Origin of the sequence: Brevibacillus sp. HB1.3, assembly GCF_013186635.1 — a bacterium.
In the GTDB taxonomy this organism is placed as follows: domain Bacteria; phylum Bacillota; class Bacilli; order Brevibacillales; family Brevibacillaceae; genus Brevibacillus; species Brevibacillus brevis_D.
In genome coordinates this window covers 64981-81356 of sequence record NZ_JABMIT010000002.1, presented here as the reverse complement: position 1 = coordinate 81356, position 16376 = coordinate 64981, and the positions used below count along the sequence as shown (strand labels likewise).

Below are 16376 nucleotides of genomic sequence, written 5' to 3'. Positions count from 1 at the left end.
GAGGGGTTTTTTTGCCGAACAGAAGGCTCTTCCTGATCGTATTTCTTACTTTTTTGTTTTTTATAGTGGCTATTGGGTTGTTAGGCGAATCTTTTCTGGAAAAAAAGAATAAACAAGAAGTGCAACCTTTTCCCCAAGTGGATACGTCTATAAGCATAAGTGAGACAAAAAATGCTGAGCCAAACGTCACACCAACAGAAGAAGCAGTGGTTCAAACGAAAAAGTGGTATAACAATCAGGTTGTTGTTTTGACGTACCATCATGTCACGGATCAATCGAATCAGCGGTATGTCATAGCTCCTGATCAATTTGCCCGACACATGAAATTTTTGCATGATAATGACCTGAATCCGATTTCGCTGGAGGAGTTCCTGCGATTTATGGAGACGGGTACCTTACCGACTGAGAATGCTGTTTTGATTACGTTTGACGATGGGTATGAGAGTTACTACAAAGAAGCATTTCCGATCTTACGTACATACGGCTACCCTTCAGTGAACTTCGCGATTGCGGGGCGCTTAAGAGATGTAGCTGACCGAAAACGGGAGAATATGACGCCACCACTTACGCGTCAACAAGTTAACGAAATGATTCAATCGGGACTGGTTACAATCGGGTCCCATACGTACAGTCTGCATGAAGAGGAAGAAAGAAATGAGTGGGGCGATCTTGGTCCAGAAACAGCTCCGGTCTATTTGAAGGACTTGCATCGTTTAGAGGACGAAAAAGAGTACAGGGACCGCCTCTATGTGGATTTTCGTATATCCCGCATCAGCCTAAGCGAGTGGATGAAGCAAGAGATCGACGTCATCTCGTTGCCGTTTGGGTACACAAGTCCAATCGTACTGGAGACAGCGCGTGAAGCTGGCTACCGCTATGTGTTTACATCTAATCGTGGATTCGTAAAACAGGGAACAGATCCATTTGCCATTCCACGCAATGACATGGGACTGCGAGACGTAGAAGAAGAGCACCTCCAACAGTTGTTCACGAAAGCTAAAAATGAGTTTGAAGGAGAGCAATCATGAACAAAGCGATAGACATCAGCGTGCTGGACGGGGTGATCAAGCGAACGATTGAAACCGTAGAAACGAGTAAAACCCAAATATTTGATATAGCTGAAAACGCCAGACAGCATGGCAACTCATTGAAGTTTGAATTACATGAACTTCGACAAGAGATTTCCAAAGTGATTCAAAAAGTCGATGCGCTTGAACTTGCATATCGCAAATCACGCAACAAGCTCGTCTTGGTCAGTCGCAATTTTCATATGTACACGGAGGAAGACATTCGGGTTGCGTATGAAGAGGCGAGCCGTATCCAGGTAGAACTGTCTATTTACCGCGAGCGGGAAAACAATTTGAAGCGCAGAAGAAATGATTTGGAACGTCAACTGCGTACTTTGGAAGAAACGATCGTCCGAGCAGAAAAGCTGGTTTCTCAAATGGGCGTCGTGCTTGGTTACTTGACGGGTGATTTAAGCAAGATAGGCGAGGCACTGGAATCGGCTAAGCAGCATCAGTTGATGGGCCTGAAGGTAATCCAGGCTCAGGAAGAAGAGCGCAAGCGTGTCGCGCGCGAGATTCACGACGGGCCAGCTCAATCGATGGCGAATGTCGTGTTGCGTTCGGAAATTGTAGAACGCATGCTAAAGAACGAACGTATTTTGGAAGCGCAAATGGAACTTCACGAGCTGAAGGAAATGGTACGCTTGAGCTTGGCGGATGTTCGACGTATTATTTTTGATTTGCGTCCGATGGCATTAGATGACTTAGGGCTAGTACCTACCTTGCAAAAATATATTCAGACATGCGAAGAGCGTATTCAGTCTTCCATTGATCTTGTAGTATTCGGTGTGGAGCCTCCTTTGCGCAGTTCGGTAAAGGCGGCGATTTTCCGGTTAGTTCAGGAATGCCTGAACAATGTGGAGAAGCACGCAGGCGCTACGACCGTACAAGTGAAGCTGGAATTTGTACAAGATTCGTTAAGCCTAATCGTCAAAGACGATGGGGTCGGATTCGATCTGGAAAAACGCATGGCGAATGGCAACTCTTTTGGACTCTTGGGAATGCGTGAGCGTGTACAGCTCTTAGAGGGCAGTGTCGAGCTGCAATCCGCTCCGGGAGAGGGAACCAAGGTTATATTCCAAATACCGATAAAATTGTGACGTGATACGTAAATAAGTACTGGGGGATGAACCATGGATAAGAGACAGCAAGAACTCCGCATTGTGATTGTGGATGACCATCAATTATTTCGCGAAGGCGTAAAGCGAATATTGGAAATGGAAGAAGATTTCAAGGTCGTCGGTGAAGGTGCGGACGGAGGAGAAGCCACAGTATTGGCGGAAGAGCACAAGCCGGATGTCTTGTTGATGGATATTAACATGCCAAACATAAATGGCGTTTCTGCTGCAGAAAATGTGATTTCGGTAAGCCCGTCTACTCGTGTGATTATGCTCTCGATTCATGATGATGAGGGATATGTGTATCGTACACTCCGAGCTGGAGCGTCTGGCTACTTGCTGAAGGAAATGGGAACGTCAGACCTCGTTGACGCTGTGCGTGTAGTGGCGAGTGGTGGTGCATACATACATCCGAAGGTGACAGGCAAGCTGATTGAAGAATTCCGTCGTCTGAGCGAGCAGGAAGGGACGGCAGAGCGTAGCTTCTCTGTAGATGAATCGCAAGCCATCGATCCAAAAGTGATTGAATCGCTTACCCGCCGCGAGCGGGAAGTGTTACAGCTGATGGCAGAGGGGAAGAGCAATCGTGCCATTGGGGAATTCCTGTTTATTAGTGAAAAGACGGTTAAAAATCACGTCAGCAGCATTTTGCAAAAGCTCAATGTTCAAGACCGGACACAAGCTGTTGTCATCTCCATTAAAAACGGCTGGGTGAAATTGTAGGAAGCGCTTCCGATTTGCACTCTGTTCAAGCCGTGCGGCATACCTTGGTATAGGAGGAGGTATGACCGTGATGGAAGAGCTGATTGTATGGCTTTTGGCAGCATTTGGCTGCTCCTCTTTATTGGTAATGATCGCGGAGCGCTGGACCACTCGGACGGATACCGCGAGCGAGCTCCCGCATGAGCATTATCGGTTGCTGGTGCGCAATTCGGAACAGGTGCTAGAACGTGTAGTGAGGAGTCTGCTGTTTCGCTCGTATTGGAGTGGCAGACCAATCCGAATTACCTTGATAGATGATGGGGCTGACGATGATACGAAACGGATGACAGCCGTCTTGAAACGTTATCCGTACGGCTATTGTTTGGGTGACGTACATGAGGAGATGGCGGCTGGAACCATCGTCATTGATCTGCGGGAGAATAAAGAGGGAGCATAAAAAGTTAGTGAGCGTAAATATTACGAGCTGTCGACAATAGATCGGCAGCTTTTTTATTTTTCTAGGCCCTGATTCTGGTTCCGAAATTTATTTGCTGGACCAGTCTGTCTTTTTGCACACTAAGAGCAAGAGGGCGGAGGAGTGAGCGTATGCGTGAGTATTTGCTGTATATCAAAGCTTGCGGCGGATCAATACCACAGGTGCAGACTTATGTTACGCCCAGCTTTTCTGTAGATCGTTCTTTTTGGCAGGAAAGAGAAGGATGTGTCCTTCATGTCATCGGGAAGACATCGTCACTTGCTCTGGCTTTTTCCTTGCGTGCGAAGGTAAACGGGTATTTGATGGATCAAGACAAACGGGTGCTGACTGATGGATATGTAAAAGAGTTGAGGGCGATAGCGGTAAGTAGTGTGTGCGAAGCAAGTAGCTTATATGGGCGGGAAGTAATAAGTGTACAGGACCGCCGAAAGCACGGGTGGTTTTCTTGGGAGTCAGTTGAGGAGAGTGTGGAAGTCCCGTATCAAGGTGGCAAAGAATCGGGGGAAATGCCGGATGCTCGGTTGAGCTATTCGAGTGGTCGCGAGCTACTTCGTAGGAGCTCATCACACGAGAATTCACAAGAAGCTGTATTAAGCGAGATTTTGGATGGTCGTGCTCTTCTATGGGATGAAGTGGAGTCCTTGCTGAAAAAGCGAGGGGTGGAGGTGCATGATTTGTCCGCCATTTTGCATTCATTCGTGCTTGCTAACAAAGCGGAGTGGCGACCTGGCATTCGTTTTTCGGTCACAAAAGGATGGCGGCGCGATCGGCTGGAGTTGGTATGTGAACGCTGCGGAAGTGCTGGGGCGAAGGTGGAGTTTACTTACTGTCATACGTGTGAGCAAGGTTGCGCTTATTGCACAGCTTGCTTAGGGATGGGCAGGAGTAAGTGTTGCACGCCGTATTTTTTAATGGATGTAGGTTCATCCCCTATCCGAAGCGCAGAACATTTGCAGAACGTGGCGAGATTGGAGTGGGCGGGGAAGTATTCGGCCGATCAATCACGGGCTGCTGAGCGAGCGCGTTGCTTTGTAGCCAATCCGAGACCAGGGCTGTCGGAATATTTGATTTGGGCTGTTTGTGGAGCGGGCAAAACAGAACTGTTATTCCCGTCGGTTACAGAGGCACTTGCTGCTGGAGGTCGCGTTTTGATTGCAACACCTCGAAAAGACGTCGTGTTGGAGCTGGCTCCGAGGATTCAGCGGGTTTTTCCAGGGTCTAAAGTGATTGCCGTCCACGGTTCGAGCTCGGAAAAGTGGGAAGAGAGTGACATCACGATTGCGACTACGCATCAGGTCATGCGCTACCATCGACGTTTTTTGCTGGTGGTTCTCGACGAGGCTGACGCGTTCCCTTATCATAATGATCCCATTTTGTATCGCGCTCTATCCAGAGCGGTGAAAAAGAATGGCAAGCTGCTTTATTTAAGCGCAACACCTCCGGGATATTTGCAAAAGCGGCTCGTTAGAAAAGGACGCTCAAACCTAGGCTCGTCTGGGGCGATACCGCTTTTCTCTGATACACATGTTCTGTTGCCTGGGCGCTATCATGGTGCTGCGCTTCCTGTCCCCAAGATTCTCACGGTACAAGGCTTACATAAGCGCGTTCAGACGAATCGAATCGTGGCGCCATTTATTGATGCAGTGCGTACATCTCTGAATAAAGACCGACAAGTTTTTGTTTTTGTACCGCGGGTTGATGAAATTGACAGGGTGCTATCATACCTTCGCAAGTGGCTTCCTGCTCATGTGGGGGAGATGGCTGGTGTTCATGCGGAAGACCCTATGCGGGAGGAGAAGGTACTCGCCTTTCGGGAAAAACGTTATACCGTCATGGTGACGACAACGATTCTGGAGCGGGGTGTGACCATACCAAAGAGTGACGTAGTAGTCGTAGGTGCGGAGGCGCCAGTATTTGACGAGGCATCATTGGTGCAGATAGCAGGGCGAGTTGGGCGGTCAGTCGATGATACGACAGGTAACGTTCTATTTTTACAAGCAGAACGCTCTACTTCTCCAAAGCGGGCTGTCAGGCAGATTTCACAGATGAACAGCTTGGCTCAAAGGTTGGCGGAACAAAGGGGGCATTCATGACCAGTGGGGTGTGTGTCCGTTGTGGTGGGCGTATCCTAGCATTTCAAAAGGAATCGGTCGCTCGAGAAAAAGCGCGACAGCTATCGGAACAGGCGGGCTATCCAGTCACCTATCGCATGTTAAAAGGGATTATGTTGTGTGGTGCTTGCCTTGATGCTTTACCTTTGATCGGGCATGATATTTGCCAACGGTGCGGGCGTGATAGGGAGTTGCAGGCTAGTATCGGCAACGAAGGGCTATGCAGGGATTGTGTTCATGGGGAAGATGGTCAAATATTGGTGGCAAATCGGAGTTTGCTTCGCTATGAAAAGGGAGAAAGGGATTTGCTCGGATTGTTTAAATACCGCGGTGACGAACGGCTAGCTTCATTTTACGGTACGCTTCTCGCCATTACGGTTCAGCGTTATTACAGGTCTATGGGGTTTACCTGTATCACGACGGTTCCCCTACATCCACAGCGATTGCGGGAACGCGGGTTCAATCAGGTTGACTTGCTGGCTCGTCATTTAGGAGCAGCAATCAAAATTCCTGTAAAATCGTTGCTTCTCCGGGCGAAGGACACCCCAAAGCTGAGCAAGCAAAAAGGGCGGACAGCACGTCACGAAAGTATGCGCGAAGCTTTTGTGTGGGATGGTCAGGAAATGCCTGCTGCTGCTAAAATCCTGCTCCTTGACGATATTTATACGACTGGCTCGACGTTGCGTTCATGCGCGAGGACAATCAGAGAGTATTTGGGGCCAAGCTGTGATATGTATTCCTTGACAATATACCGATAGCCAGTTTGGGAAAATTAAGCTATGATGTAGGCATACAACAGATATGGAACCGTATGAACTTTCTGAACGGAAAAGGGGTTGTCCGATATGTCTATGGGCAAGTTGGCAAACTGCTCGCGGTGTGATGCTGTATTTGTACAAGCAGTCCGTGACATTTGCCCCAAATGCTATAAAGAAGTGGAACAAGAATATGAGGCATGTGCCCAGTATTTGCGTAAGCGCGAAAATCGCGGATCGAATATTCATCAAGTGAGCGAAGCTACCGGTGTGAGCGTGAAGCAAATCACGAAGTTTATCAAGGAAGGGCGCATTTCGGTTGCCGGAAGTCCCAACCTTGGCTACCCATGTGAGCGATGCGGTTTTTTGATTCGAGCAGGCAATATTTGCGAATCTTGTCTAAAAGGCTTGAAGCATGAAATTACGCAACAACTCGAGGTAGAGCAACGATTGGACGAATTCCAACGCGCCGAACTGGCTAATGCAGCTTATCGAAGAAAGCAGAATAGTGACGAATAGTTTTGTGCAAAAAAACTAATCGTACATGATGAAATTGCCGATGATACTACTAAGAGGTGTCATCGGTTTTTTCTATGAAAAGACCGTTGGTATGAGAGGATGGTAATCAGATGCGGATTAATGAACCTAACCGTGTCGGGATGATCAATGCTTACAACAAGACAGGTAACAATCAGGTAGGCAAAAGCGGCAAAATCCCGATGGGCAAGGATGAAGTAAATATTTCCACAGAAGCGCTGGAAATGCAAAAGCAAGTAGAAGATGTCAACTCTCCGCAACGTCGGGAAAAAGTGGAGCAGTTGAAGAAGCAAGTAGAGGAAGGAAAATATCACGTCTCAAGTGAGCGGATCGCTGATAAGCTCCTGTCCTTTTGGAAAAAGCTGTAATACAGACCAAAAGAGGGCTTTTTGAACAGCCTCTTTGAATAGTTTTCGATGGAAGATGAGGAGAAGCAAGGAATGAACAGACTCTACGATCTGCTCGACAACTTGATCCAGTTGCACAAAGCCTTGTATACCTTAGCTATGCACAAGAAAGAAGTGCTGGTAAAAGGAAATGTGGATGAACTTATAGCCATTACACGCCAGGAGCAAAAACTGATCAAGGGCGTCACAGAAGCTGAAGCAGCCCGCCAGCAAGTCGTAAAAGAACTGACAGCACAGAAGGGCTTTGCGCTGCAAGAAGGCACACTGGCTGAATTGATCAAGTTGACGACCAGTGCGGAAGAGAAGATGCGACTCAACTCCTGTCGTAATGAGCTAAGCCGGATTGTGACTGAACTGCGCGATGCTAACGACCTGAATCAGCAGTTACTGGAGCAATCCCTTTCTTTTGTCAACATGACGCTCGACCTGATCACGGATACGCCCGAGGACGACTTCATCTACGGAAGGCCGACCTCGGATACGTATCGTCAGGCTAATCGAACTTTTTTCAACAAAAAAGCGTAAAGAGGTGTCGAAATGCGCTCTACTTTTCATGGAATTGAAGTCAGCAAACGCGGCTTGTTCGCTCAACAGTCCGCGCTAAATACAACGGGACACAATATCTCCAATGCGAATACGGAAGGCTACAGCCGCCAACGCGTGAATATGCAGGCTACGACTGGTTTGCCTTATGTAGGGATGCAAGCAAGTATCGAGCCAGGGTTGCTCGGTACAGGGGTTCAAGCTACTAGTATCCAGCGTCTGCGGGAAGAGTTTTTGGATATTCAGTATCGGAATGAGTACAAACGCCAAGGATACTGGGATGGCCGCTTGGAAACATTGGAAAAATTGGAAGGCATCATGAACGAGCCTTCTGACACTGGTTTGCAAAAGGTTATGGACCAAATGTGGCAAGCATGGCAGGACCTTGCCAAGGACCCGACAGATACTTCAGCTCGCGCAGTTGTTCGGGAACGAAGCAAGGCAGTAGCGGATACATTTAATACGCTAACCAATCATATTAAGGAAGTACAAACTGATCTCAATAACGTGGTCAACGTAAAATCAATGGAGATCAATTCCTTGGGCCAACAGATTGCTAACTTGAACAATCAGATTGCAAACGTTGTCCCTCACGGCTATCAGCCAAATGATCTTTATGACCAACGTGACGTGCTTTTGGACAAGCTCTCCAAGCTGGTGGAGGTCCGTGCAACTCAGTCAACAGCTGGTATGGTTAACGTGACTATTGAAGGTCGTGAATTTGTTACTGGAATTACTTCGCAGCCGGTAGCTACTGTACAGAATCCAGCTACGGGCATGAGTGATATGACGCTGGGCGGAGCGGCGTTTGTGCCGACAACCGGCTACATGGCAGGAACCCTCCAATCTCGTGATCAGATCGTGCCGGGCATGCTGAAACGCTTGGATGTTTTGGCAGTGAATCTGACGAAGGAAATTAACGATCTGCACCGGGCAGGACGAAGCTTGAGTGATATTAACAGTGGGACTGTACAGGATCTGCCGTTCTTTGTGGATGCGAGTTCACTGGCTGCAAACCCAGCGACTAAAAATTATCCAACGAGTGCATCTGGGATTGTCATTAATCCAGAAATTACGAAAAGTTTGGATGCGATTGCTGTGGCAAAACCTGAAACTGGAAGTACTCCAGTAGGAAACAATGAGAATGCATTGGCTATTGCATCCATTAAGTTCAAAGTGCTCCAAGCAGGTGCTGGTCCAAATGATTTAGCAGAGAGTTCAACTTTGGATAACTACTATCGCTATACGATCAGTCAATTGGGCGTAGATGCTCAAGAAGCTGAACGTAACCGACTTAACTCCGAAATGCTTGTCGGTACTGTAGACAACCAGCGACAATCTGTATCAGGTGTATCCATCGACGATGAAATGGCGGAAATGGTGAAGTACCAACATGCGTACAGTGCATCTGCACGCGTCATGACAAGCATGGACGAGGTTTTGGATAAAGTCATCAACGGTATGGGCCGAGTGGGCCTCTAGTAGGAGGGATTAAATCATGGCGGTACGTGTAACGCAAAACATGTTAAATAGTAATATGCTACGGAATTTGCATAATTCCATGCGCACTATGGATAATCTTCAGCACCAGCTTTCATCTGGAAGCAAAATCGCTAAACCATCTGATGATCCAGTAGTGGCAGCACGGGGGATGTTTTATCGTTCCTCATTGATGGAGAATGATCAATATATAAGAAACGTTGACGAAGCACAATCCTGGATGGATATGACAGATGGTACGATGGATGAAGTTGGAAGTGTTTTGAAGCGGATCAAAGAGCTTCTTGTTTATTCCGGTGATGGTGCCATTTCTCCTGCTGACCTGAACACAATGGCTTCAGAAGTACGGGAATTGAAAACTCACTTAGGTACACTAGCCAATCAGCAAATTAATGGTAAGTATATCTTTGCTGGTACAGATACAAACATAGCTCCTTATGATCCCGCTGCAAATGGGGGAAAAGGTGACTTCGTCAGTACAAACAGCTCTCCAATTAATTTGGAAGTGAGCCAGAATGTTTTTGTGACCTCAAACATTAACGCACAAAACTTATTTAACTATCCTAACAATGCGAACAATATGTTTAAGGTGCTAGATAATATTATTACTGAGTTGAGCAATGGTAGAAGTGCCGCGCAATTTATCACGGGAATTGATCAGCAATTTGATAAATTATTGGCCGAGCGAGCTTCTCTCGGGGCAAGTGTAAACCGTGTCGACCTTATTGCGGAGCGTTTAAAGGGTCAAGATGTTAATATTACTGGGCTAATGTCAAAAAATGAAGATGCGGATATGGCGAAAGTCATGACAGATTTAAAAACACAGGAAAGTGTCCACAACGCAGCTTTAGGTTCAGGTGCCCGTATTATTCAGCCAACTTTGTTGGATTTCCTTCGCTAGGGAAAGATGAGGGTGAATAGCCAATGCAAATTCCCAAAATTCGAATGGAAAGCACGTTTGCTCAGCTAGGATTAAACATAAATAAGCCTATTCAAGAAATTAAGCAGCCAAAAGCAGAAATGAATTTACACCAGACTCCTGCTACACTTTCGATAGAACAAGCCCGTACGATATTGCAGATCGATTCTAGTCAGGCCCGTGCTAATATTGGCATTATGACTTCGATGCAGTTTAGCGATAGTAGTGCTGCTTATGGCAAACAAAAGGCTATGCAGGCGATTGCAGAGAAAAGTCAAGAGGGCGATCGTCTCATGCGGATCTATACGAAGGAAAACGCCATTGCTGCAATTGGTCAAGAAAAAGGATTGCGCGTGCTGGAGGGAGGCTATACTCCCCCAGCAGCCTCGACAGATGATGGTGTAAATATAAGCGCGGAATTCAAGCCGGTTGTTATAGATGTACAGCGTAACGGGATGCGTATGGATCCGGTATTACGATCACCGGAGTTGTCCTATACGCCGGGCAAGGTTGAGCCGTATATGATACAATATAATAGTCTGAAAATAGATGTGGTTGGCAGTCAACTGGATCAAATGATGTGAGTGAGGGGAAAACATGAACATGAGTCAACAGGTTGAATTGGGCAAGCTATTTTTTGAAGATGGCATCCCTGGGTTTTCCCATTTGCAATTTTTTCAACTGTTACAGGAAGAGGAAAGTCCTCTTTTTATCATTCAGTCTACCGAAGAGAAGGAAGTAGGCTTTTGGGTAGTCGATCCTTTTTCTTTTTTCCCCGAGTACGAATTTGAGCTTTCAGATGTAGCCAAAAATGCCCTGCATGTAGACGAAGAATCCCAATTAGGGGTATTCTCCATTGTTACGCTCCGTGGAAACAATGAGGCAACCGTGAACCTAAAGGCCCCGATCGTGGTGAATCTGAGCAATCGTATGGGCAGACAAGTGATTCTGCAGGAAGATACATATTCCATTCGTCAGCCGTTGTTTAAACAACAAGCTGACGATCAAAAGTAGGTGGTGTGTACATGCTGGTCCTTTCTCGAAAGAAAAACGAATCGATCATGATAGGAGACACCATCGAAATCAAGATTATCGCAGTTGATGGAGATCAGGTTAAAATAGGCATCGATGCACCGCGTAATCTGGAAGTGTATAGGAAAGAAATTTTTGATGCGATTCAGGAAGAAAATCGACTGGCGACGCAGAATCAGAGAGATTGGGTAGCGGTGAAGCAGCTTTTTCTAAAGAATGATCATGAAAGTGATAAATAGTAATAACACGATTAGAGTGACAAGATACTTGTATAATTGCAAAAAGAGTTGTCGAATGTGTTTTCGACAACTCTTTTTTGTCTAGTTTTTTAGGAATATCGCCATCCCGGCGATGGACGTGAATTCTTTTTTCTTTAGATAATCGAAGGCGAATTGAAGATATCTTGGGTTATGCTCGATTGTTTTTGCTAAAGATTGAATCAATGTAAGTATATGATTTAAATTGAAATCAGATTTGTGGAAGCCAGCGATCCCAATCAAATGCATCTTGATCAAGCTGTAATGAAGAGCTAGCATAACATAATTATCCATGAGGCTTAAGCTGTTTCCGTAGAAGGGGAAGAGGTTTTTATACATTTGATTAACTAGATAGTTTTCTAGAATGTAAAAATGGTCTTCCATGAAAGGCTTATAGTACATATCGTGAGCATGCTGATATCGTGAGGCAATGGTTTCAATGTCATCCGTATCCGTATAATTTATTCCAGCCAAGAAAGCTTCGACGCTGTTAAGATAGCGGCTGTTGGCGCCTCCTGCATGAATACGAACATCGATTAGTTCTTTTAATAAACGAATTTGTGCAGATGCCTCAATAGGAATTTGAGCTAGGGATTGGCGTAATGTGCCTGCTTGAATCAACTTTCTGTAGTTTTCGATTAACTGAGGGGTTTCAGCTATGTTTCCAGCCTCAACGATGTCCTGTAAATTTTGATAAAACAACCCTAAAATTAAGAGTCGGTCTGTAATGTCGTAACTTCGGTTCTGTATGAGTCCAATAGAAAAAATACGCAAGTCCCAAAAGTAAGATCTTATTTGATTATTGGTGTAATTATTCGGTTCAAGCTGTGAAAAGAACAGATGTTTATGGTTTTTTTCCAGTTTTATTTCGAAAAATTCCATTGGATTCGGGTTAAGTAATGCCAGTCTTGCAGCTTCAGGACAGGATAAATTCGCAGACATTTCATAGTTGTTGTTTACGCTATTGGTTACACGAGGGTATGAAGCACACGTTGTTGACAAATAGTCTTCCCCTACATTTAACTGGATCTCGCAAAGGTGATCGGCCGAGAGCATAGGGCAGCTCTTACACTCAGTCATCGTCATTTTCGCATAGCTGTTTTCGGTTGGATTGCTCCTGTTTCTTGTTAAAACTTTATCTAACTTTTTTGCGAGAGCTGGCTCCTTTACTTTTTTATATTTTTTGTAGGTTGCTTTGTCTATGGTTACGCTCCATCCAGTGCAACAGGTATCTTCGCAGGAAGAACCAATGCATTGAAACTGATCCATATAGGCAGGGACGAGGATAATTGAATTGGATTGAGACAAGTTGAGTCCTCCTTTTTTGCGGTGCTTTTTATATAAATCGGTATTTCTAGCGATGCTCATAAGATTTCGAGAAAAAAATGAAAAAAGAGAGTAAAAAGTACTAAACCGAATCAAGAAGATTTCCGATATAAATATTGTGAGGGCAAGCTGCAAGCGCGCGGTTGTAGTAAGTCCTACCTATTAACCAACAGTCACAGGGACGTGACTGTCAAACTCAAGGAGGAATTGTACATGATTATCCAACACAATATGTCTGCTATGAATACTCACCGTCAACTGGGTGTAAACGGTGGCAACCTGTCTAAAAACGTTGAGAAATTGTCTTCCGGCTACCGCATCAACCGTGCTGCTGACGATGCTGCAGGTCTCTCCATCTCTGAGCGTATGCGTGCACAAATCCGTGGTATGGAGCAAGCTTCCCGTAACTCCCAAGACGGTATCTCCCTGATTCAAGTAGCTGAGGGTGCACTGCAAACTGTGAACAACATGCTCGTTCGTATCAAAGAACTGGCTACACAATCCGCTAACGGAACTTACGATGACGCTGCTGACCGTGCTCGTCTGGATGAAGAGTTGAAAGAGCTGTCCAAAGAGGTTACTAACATTAAAGACAACACCAAATTCAACGGAATTACTTTGTTGAATGGTTCCAAATCTGTTGATATCCAAATCGGTCAAGAAGCAGGTCAAAAATTGACTTTGGCAAAAGATAAGTTCTCTATCGCTGCAGTTGATACTGCTATTCAAGGATGGGGACTTGACACTGCAGGTAAAGCTTCTAAAGTACTGGGTAGCATTGACACTGTAATTAACAAAGTATCTGCTGCTCGTTCCTACTTGGGTGCGAACCAAAACCGTTTGGAAAACACTATCAACAACCTGAACATTACTTCTGAAAACCTGACTGCAGCTGAGTCCCGTATCCGCGATGTAGATATGGCGAAAGAGCAAATGGCGTTCACAAAGAACAACATCTTGACTCAAGCTTCCCAAGCTATGCTGGCTCAAGCTAACCAATTGCCACAAGGCGTTCTGCAACTTCTCCGTTAATCAGAGAATGAATAAAAAAGCATGGAAATCCGTAAGGATGCCCATGCTTTTTTTTATTTCCATGTTTATCATATAAACGGGGGAAATTGATTAGCCGATACTAGTAATGAACAATACGGAGGTGCAAATCATGAAACTGATTGCGGCTGGACAAGAATATATCATCGAAAATAATTCTGTAATGATTGAAACGGTTTTAAATATTGTTGATCAAGTGGTTAGAGACCATTCACTGGTATTTTGCGGATTTGAGGTCAATAGAGAAGAATTTTATGATGATTTAGCTCAACTCGTTGCAGATAGAGGAGAAACTATCGAAACAATTGAAGCGATTCTCCTGACACAGGAACAATGGAGACGGGAGACATTGCATTCTGTAAAAGGGTATTTGCAAAACGCCTTGCCGTTATTAGAGACTCTTTATCAAGATTTTTATGACAGTCCTTCAGAAAGAGCATGGCAGGATTTTGGTAAATTGATTGAGAGTATTGAATGGATTAGTAAGGTGGCCGAATTTACAGATAGCCAGGCATTTTTGGACTGCCGGGAAGAGGTTCGTAATCTTGAGCTAGCCGTATCCCAACAAGACAATGGTCAAATCGGTGATATTATTCAATTTGAGATCATCCCTCGTTTTGAAAAGGCAATCGAAGCATTATCAGCAATAGATGGAGGGAAGACATTTGATATTAACTGAAAATATACAGTTACTGAAAACGTACTTTCCCCAAGTATGGCAGCAGATAACCGACAAAAAAGCTAATGACTCACTGGTACGTCTTGAGGAGACAAGGAAGCAGGTAAGTACAGTTGCAGTTCATGTTGAGTCGGGGTGGAACTATATCCACAGTAAATATGATCCGTTAGGGGAAGCGGAGAGATTTGTCAGTTCGATTCAGGAGCTTGACCCCAATCAGCATATTTTGTTTTATGGGGTTGGCTTAGGTTATCACATTCAAGAATTATTAAAGCTTCATCCTTCCCTTAGCTTTTCGATTTATGAACCAAATCCTTCTATTCTCACAAAGTTTTTATCCGTTTTCGATTTAAACAAATGGAAACCGGGCAAACAATTAGTAAATATGATGACCGAAACCACAATTGATGACTTGAAGGGAAATCTTCGCAAGTTCACTCATTTTTTAGATAAGGAAGTTAAGATTGTCATACTGAGTAGCTATGATCGAATTTATCCCGAATCGACCCGAAAGTTTGTTGAAGTATTTCGGGAGTCCATTTATGAAAATAAAGAAATCATCTCCACTCGTTTGATTTTTTCAAAAAGGGAAGCAATCAATGGACTCAAGAATCTCCCTTACATGTTAGAGACGCCAAACATTTTACATGGACACAATGAATTATTTAGAGATAAACCTGCAATCATTGTAGCAGCCGGTCCTTCTTTAAATGACGAATATGAGAATTTAAGAAAAATCAAAGAAGAGGGCTTAGCTTATATATTTTCAGTCGGTTCTGCCATTAACTCGTTAATTTCAAATGGAATTTATCCGGATGCAGCCTTCTCTTATGATGGTAGTATCATGAATGCCAAAGTTTTTGAGAAAATTATTGGTTCAAACATTACGGACATTCCATTGATCTTTGGATCGACGATTGGCTTTGAGACAGTAGAGAAATATCCAGGTAAACTCATTCATTTTTTTGTTCGTAATGACTCTATTATAGATATGTTAATAAAGTCAAAAAGCGAAGAACAACTATTGGAAGCGGAACGATTAAGAACCATTTCGAACGTTGCGATGAGTGTATTACATCAGATTGGGTGCTCACCGATTATTCTGGTGGGGCAAAATTTTGGATATCGTGGGGAAGATTATTATGCTTCCGGAATTTCCTACATTGATCCGAAGACGACTGAAGAACAAAAAGAGACCGCTTATTCCGTTAAGGATGTTTACGGGAACATGATATTGAGCAGTCGTGGCCATAATGAAATGAGGTTGGAGATGGAGGAGTTTATTTCTGCTATTCAACCAATTACGGTATGGAACGCAACAAAGGGTGGAGCTCACATTGAGGGAACTACATTCATGCCGCTCGAGGACTTGATCTCCAACCAATTGATAGGACATGGGGCCATTCATAAGGCATGGGTAGATAAACTGGAAGAAAGCCTTGATATTGATGAAACCTACCTTAAACAGCAATATCGCAATCTTAATGAGTCATGTCAAGAGTTGGGGAAAATATTCAGGCGTTTTGAAGAGCTATTGGATGAGATGAGAGCATTAACAGCCACGAAAAATATACTATTGCTGGAAAAGGCATTTAACAAATTCGATAAACTATTTGATCGGTTGCAGCAAAATCACTTTAATCTATTCGTTATTCAAAGAATGAACAGTCTGGGATTTGCAATCGTCATGAAGTTGTTCGAGGAAGTACGATATCACACGGAGCCTATTGATAAAGCTGAAAAAGTTGTGAACCAGTTTACGAAGTACATGGAAAGCTGCTTGGATGATCTTGCCGCTGTGAAGGAAGTTTTGAAAGAAACAAGTGACCGCATCTTCGCTGAGAAAAAATAGTTTTAAAAGAATGGTGGTAGTTGTG

At 44.6% G+C, this 16376-nt stretch carries 18 protein-coding genes; 17 read left to right on the top strand and 1 reads right to left on the bottom strand.

Annotated features, from left to right (window positions below):
• The first annotated feature begins 11 nt into the window (after nucleotides 1–11).
• The 14 genes from HPY31_RS05100 (at nucleotide 12) to csrA (ending at nucleotide 11426) form a co-directional block, all read left to right on the top strand.
• Nucleotides 12–1028, top strand: coding sequence for a polysaccharide deacetylase family protein (locus tag HPY31_RS05100; protein ID WP_172139103.1), 1017 nt, complete (start codon nucleotides 12–14; stop codon nucleotides 1026–1028).
• Complete coding sequence (locus HPY31_RS05095) at nucleotides 1025–2167, top strand: sensor histidine kinase (RefSeq protein WP_172139100.1); 1143 nt, start codon at nucleotides 1025–1027, stop codon at nucleotides 2165–2167. Before HPY31_RS05100 ends, HPY31_RS05095 begins: the two co-directional genes overlap by 4 nt.
• Nucleotides 2168–2200: 33 nt before the next feature.
• On the top strand, nucleotides 2201–2908 hold the full coding sequence (locus HPY31_RS05090; protein ID WP_015893575.1) for a response regulator: 708 nt from the start codon (nucleotides 2201–2203) through the stop codon (nucleotides 2906–2908).
• A gap of 70 nt (nucleotides 2909–2978) precedes the next feature.
• On the top strand, nucleotides 2979–3344 hold the full coding sequence (locus HPY31_RS05085) for a glycosyltransferase family 2 protein (RefSeq protein WP_172139860.1): 366 nt from the start codon (nucleotides 2979–2981) through the stop codon (nucleotides 3342–3344).
• 149 nt (nucleotides 3345–3493) lie between these two features.
• Nucleotides 3494–5476 (top strand): ATP-dependent helicase ComFA, encoded by a 1983-nt coding sequence (locus HPY31_RS05080; protein WP_172139098.1) that lies wholly within the window; start codon nucleotides 3494–3496, stop codon nucleotides 5474–5476.
• Nucleotides 5473–6252 carry a ComF family protein gene (locus tag HPY31_RS05075; RefSeq protein ID WP_172139095.1) on the top strand — a complete coding sequence of 260 codons (780 nt, stop codon included), beginning with the start codon at nucleotides 5473–5475 and terminating at the stop codon, nucleotides 6250–6252. The genes HPY31_RS05080 and HPY31_RS05075 overlap by 4 nt, the downstream gene beginning before the upstream one ends.
• An 87-nt stretch (nucleotides 6253–6339) precedes the next feature.
• The gene (locus tag HPY31_RS05070) at nucleotides 6340–6768 is read left to right on the top strand and encodes a TIGR03826 family flagellar region protein (protein WP_172139093.1); all 429 of its coding nucleotides are present in this window, start codon (nucleotides 6340–6342) and stop codon (nucleotides 6766–6768) included.
• A 110-nt stretch (nucleotides 6769–6878) separates the two neighbouring features.
• Nucleotides 6879–7154 carry a flagellar biosynthesis anti-sigma factor FlgM gene (gene flgM / locus HPY31_RS05065; RefSeq protein ID WP_016742371.1) on the top strand — a complete coding sequence of 92 codons (276 nt, stop codon included), beginning with the start codon at nucleotides 6879–6881 and terminating at the stop codon, nucleotides 7152–7154.
• A 72-nt stretch (nucleotides 7155–7226) separates the two neighbouring features.
• A complete protein-coding gene (locus HPY31_RS05060; protein WP_087341954.1) occupies nucleotides 7227–7718 on the top strand; it encodes a flagellar protein FlgN in 492 nt (163 codons plus the stop codon).
• Nucleotides 7719–7730: 12 nt separating this feature from the next.
• On the top strand, nucleotides 7731–9218 hold the full coding sequence (gene flgK / locus HPY31_RS05055; protein ID WP_172139090.1) for a flagellar hook-associated protein FlgK: 1488 nt from the start codon (nucleotides 7731–7733) through the stop codon (nucleotides 9216–9218).
• A 16-nt stretch (nucleotides 9219–9234) separates the two neighbouring features.
• Nucleotides 9235–10137, top strand: coding sequence for a flagellar hook-associated protein FlgL (flgL, locus tag HPY31_RS05050; RefSeq protein ID WP_172139088.1), 903 nt, complete (start codon nucleotides 9235–9237; stop codon nucleotides 10135–10137).
• A gap of 44 nt (nucleotides 10138–10181) precedes the next feature.
• Entirely contained in the window at nucleotides 10182–10739 is a 558-nt protein-coding gene (locus HPY31_RS05045; protein ID WP_371811677.1) for a DUF6470 family protein, read from the top strand.
• 19 nt (nucleotides 10740–10758) lie between these two features.
• Nucleotides 10759–11169 (top strand): flagellar assembly protein FliW, encoded by a 411-nt coding sequence (locus HPY31_RS05040; RefSeq protein WP_371811676.1) that lies wholly within the window; start codon nucleotides 10759–10761, stop codon nucleotides 11167–11169.
• A gap of 11 nt (nucleotides 11170–11180) precedes the next feature.
• Complete coding sequence (gene csrA, locus HPY31_RS05035) at nucleotides 11181–11426, top strand: carbon storage regulator CsrA (RefSeq protein ID WP_172139080.1); 246 nt, start codon at nucleotides 11181–11183, stop codon at nucleotides 11424–11426.
• Between the two features lie 81 nt (nucleotides 11427–11507).
• Here csrA and fliB read toward each other — a convergent pair whose 3' ends face one another.
• Complete coding sequence (gene fliB / locus HPY31_RS05030; protein WP_172139078.1) at nucleotides 11508–12752, bottom strand: flagellin lysine-N-methylase; 1245 nt, start codon at nucleotides 12750–12752, stop codon at nucleotides 11508–11510.
• 231 nt (nucleotides 12753–12983) lie between these two features.
• On the opposite strand from fliB, the gene HPY31_RS05025 reads away from it, so the two are divergent.
• From HPY31_RS05025 to HPY31_RS05015, 3 genes are all read left to right on the top strand, one after another.
• On the top strand, nucleotides 12984–13802 hold the full coding sequence (locus HPY31_RS05025) for a flagellin N-terminal helical domain-containing protein (protein WP_016742363.1): 819 nt from the start codon (nucleotides 12984–12986) through the stop codon (nucleotides 13800–13802).
• A gap of 130 nt (nucleotides 13803–13932) precedes the next feature.
• The gene (locus HPY31_RS05020) at nucleotides 13933–14499 is read left to right on the top strand and encodes a hypothetical protein (protein ID WP_172139075.1); all 567 of its coding nucleotides are present in this window, start codon (nucleotides 13933–13935) and stop codon (nucleotides 14497–14499) included.
• Nucleotides 14486–16351 (top strand): motility associated factor glycosyltransferase family protein, encoded by a 1866-nt coding sequence (locus HPY31_RS05015; RefSeq protein ID WP_172139073.1) that lies wholly within the window; start codon nucleotides 14486–14488, stop codon nucleotides 16349–16351. Before HPY31_RS05020 ends, HPY31_RS05015 begins: the two co-directional genes overlap by 14 nt.
• Nucleotides 16352–16376 lie beyond the last annotated feature (25 nt).

Coding starts and splice junctions, on each gene's coding strand:
- HPY31_RS05025 (WP_016742363.1), top strand. CDS start 12,984: ATGATTATCCAACACAATATGTCTGCTATGAATACTCACCGTCAACTG.
- HPY31_RS05045 (WP_371811677.1), top strand. CDS start 10,182: ATGGAAAGCACGTTTGCTCAGCTAGGATTAAACATAAATAAGCCTATT.
- HPY31_RS05020 (WP_172139075.1), top strand. CDS start 13,933: ATGAAACTGATTGCGGCTGGACAAGAATATATCATCGAAAATAATTCT.
- flgL (WP_172139088.1), top strand. CDS start 9,235: ATGGCGGTACGTGTAACGCAAAACATGTTAAATAGTAATATGCTACGG.
- HPY31_RS05085 (WP_172139860.1), top strand. CDS start 2,979: ATGGAAGAGCTGATTGTATGGCTTTTGGCAGCATTTGGCTGCTCCTCT.
- csrA (WP_172139080.1), top strand. CDS start 11,181: ATGCTGGTCCTTTCTCGAAAGAAAAACGAATCGATCATGATAGGAGAC.
- HPY31_RS05070 (WP_172139093.1), top strand. CDS start 6,340: ATGTCTATGGGCAAGTTGGCAAACTGCTCGCGGTGTGATGCTGTATTT.
- flgM (WP_016742371.1), top strand. CDS start 6,879: ATGCGGATTAATGAACCTAACCGTGTCGGGATGATCAATGCTTACAAC.
- HPY31_RS05095 (WP_172139100.1), top strand. CDS start 1,025: ATGAACAAAGCGATAGACATCAGCGTGCTGGACGGGGTGATCAAGCGA.
- HPY31_RS05080 (WP_172139098.1), top strand. CDS start 3,494: ATGCGTGAGTATTTGCTGTATATCAAAGCTTGCGGCGGATCAATACCA.
- flgK (WP_172139090.1), top strand. CDS start 7,731: ATGCGCTCTACTTTTCATGGAATTGAAGTCAGCAAACGCGGCTTGTTC.
- HPY31_RS05075 (WP_172139095.1), top strand. CDS start 5,473: ATGACCAGTGGGGTGTGTGTCCGTTGTGGTGGGCGTATCCTAGCATTT.
- HPY31_RS05090 (WP_015893575.1), top strand. CDS start 2,201: ATGGATAAGAGACAGCAAGAACTCCGCATTGTGATTGTGGATGACCAT.
- HPY31_RS05040 (WP_371811676.1), top strand. CDS start 10,759: ATGAGTCAACAGGTTGAATTGGGCAAGCTATTTTTTGAAGATGGCATC.
- HPY31_RS05060 (WP_087341954.1), top strand. CDS start 7,227: ATGAACAGACTCTACGATCTGCTCGACAACTTGATCCAGTTGCACAAA.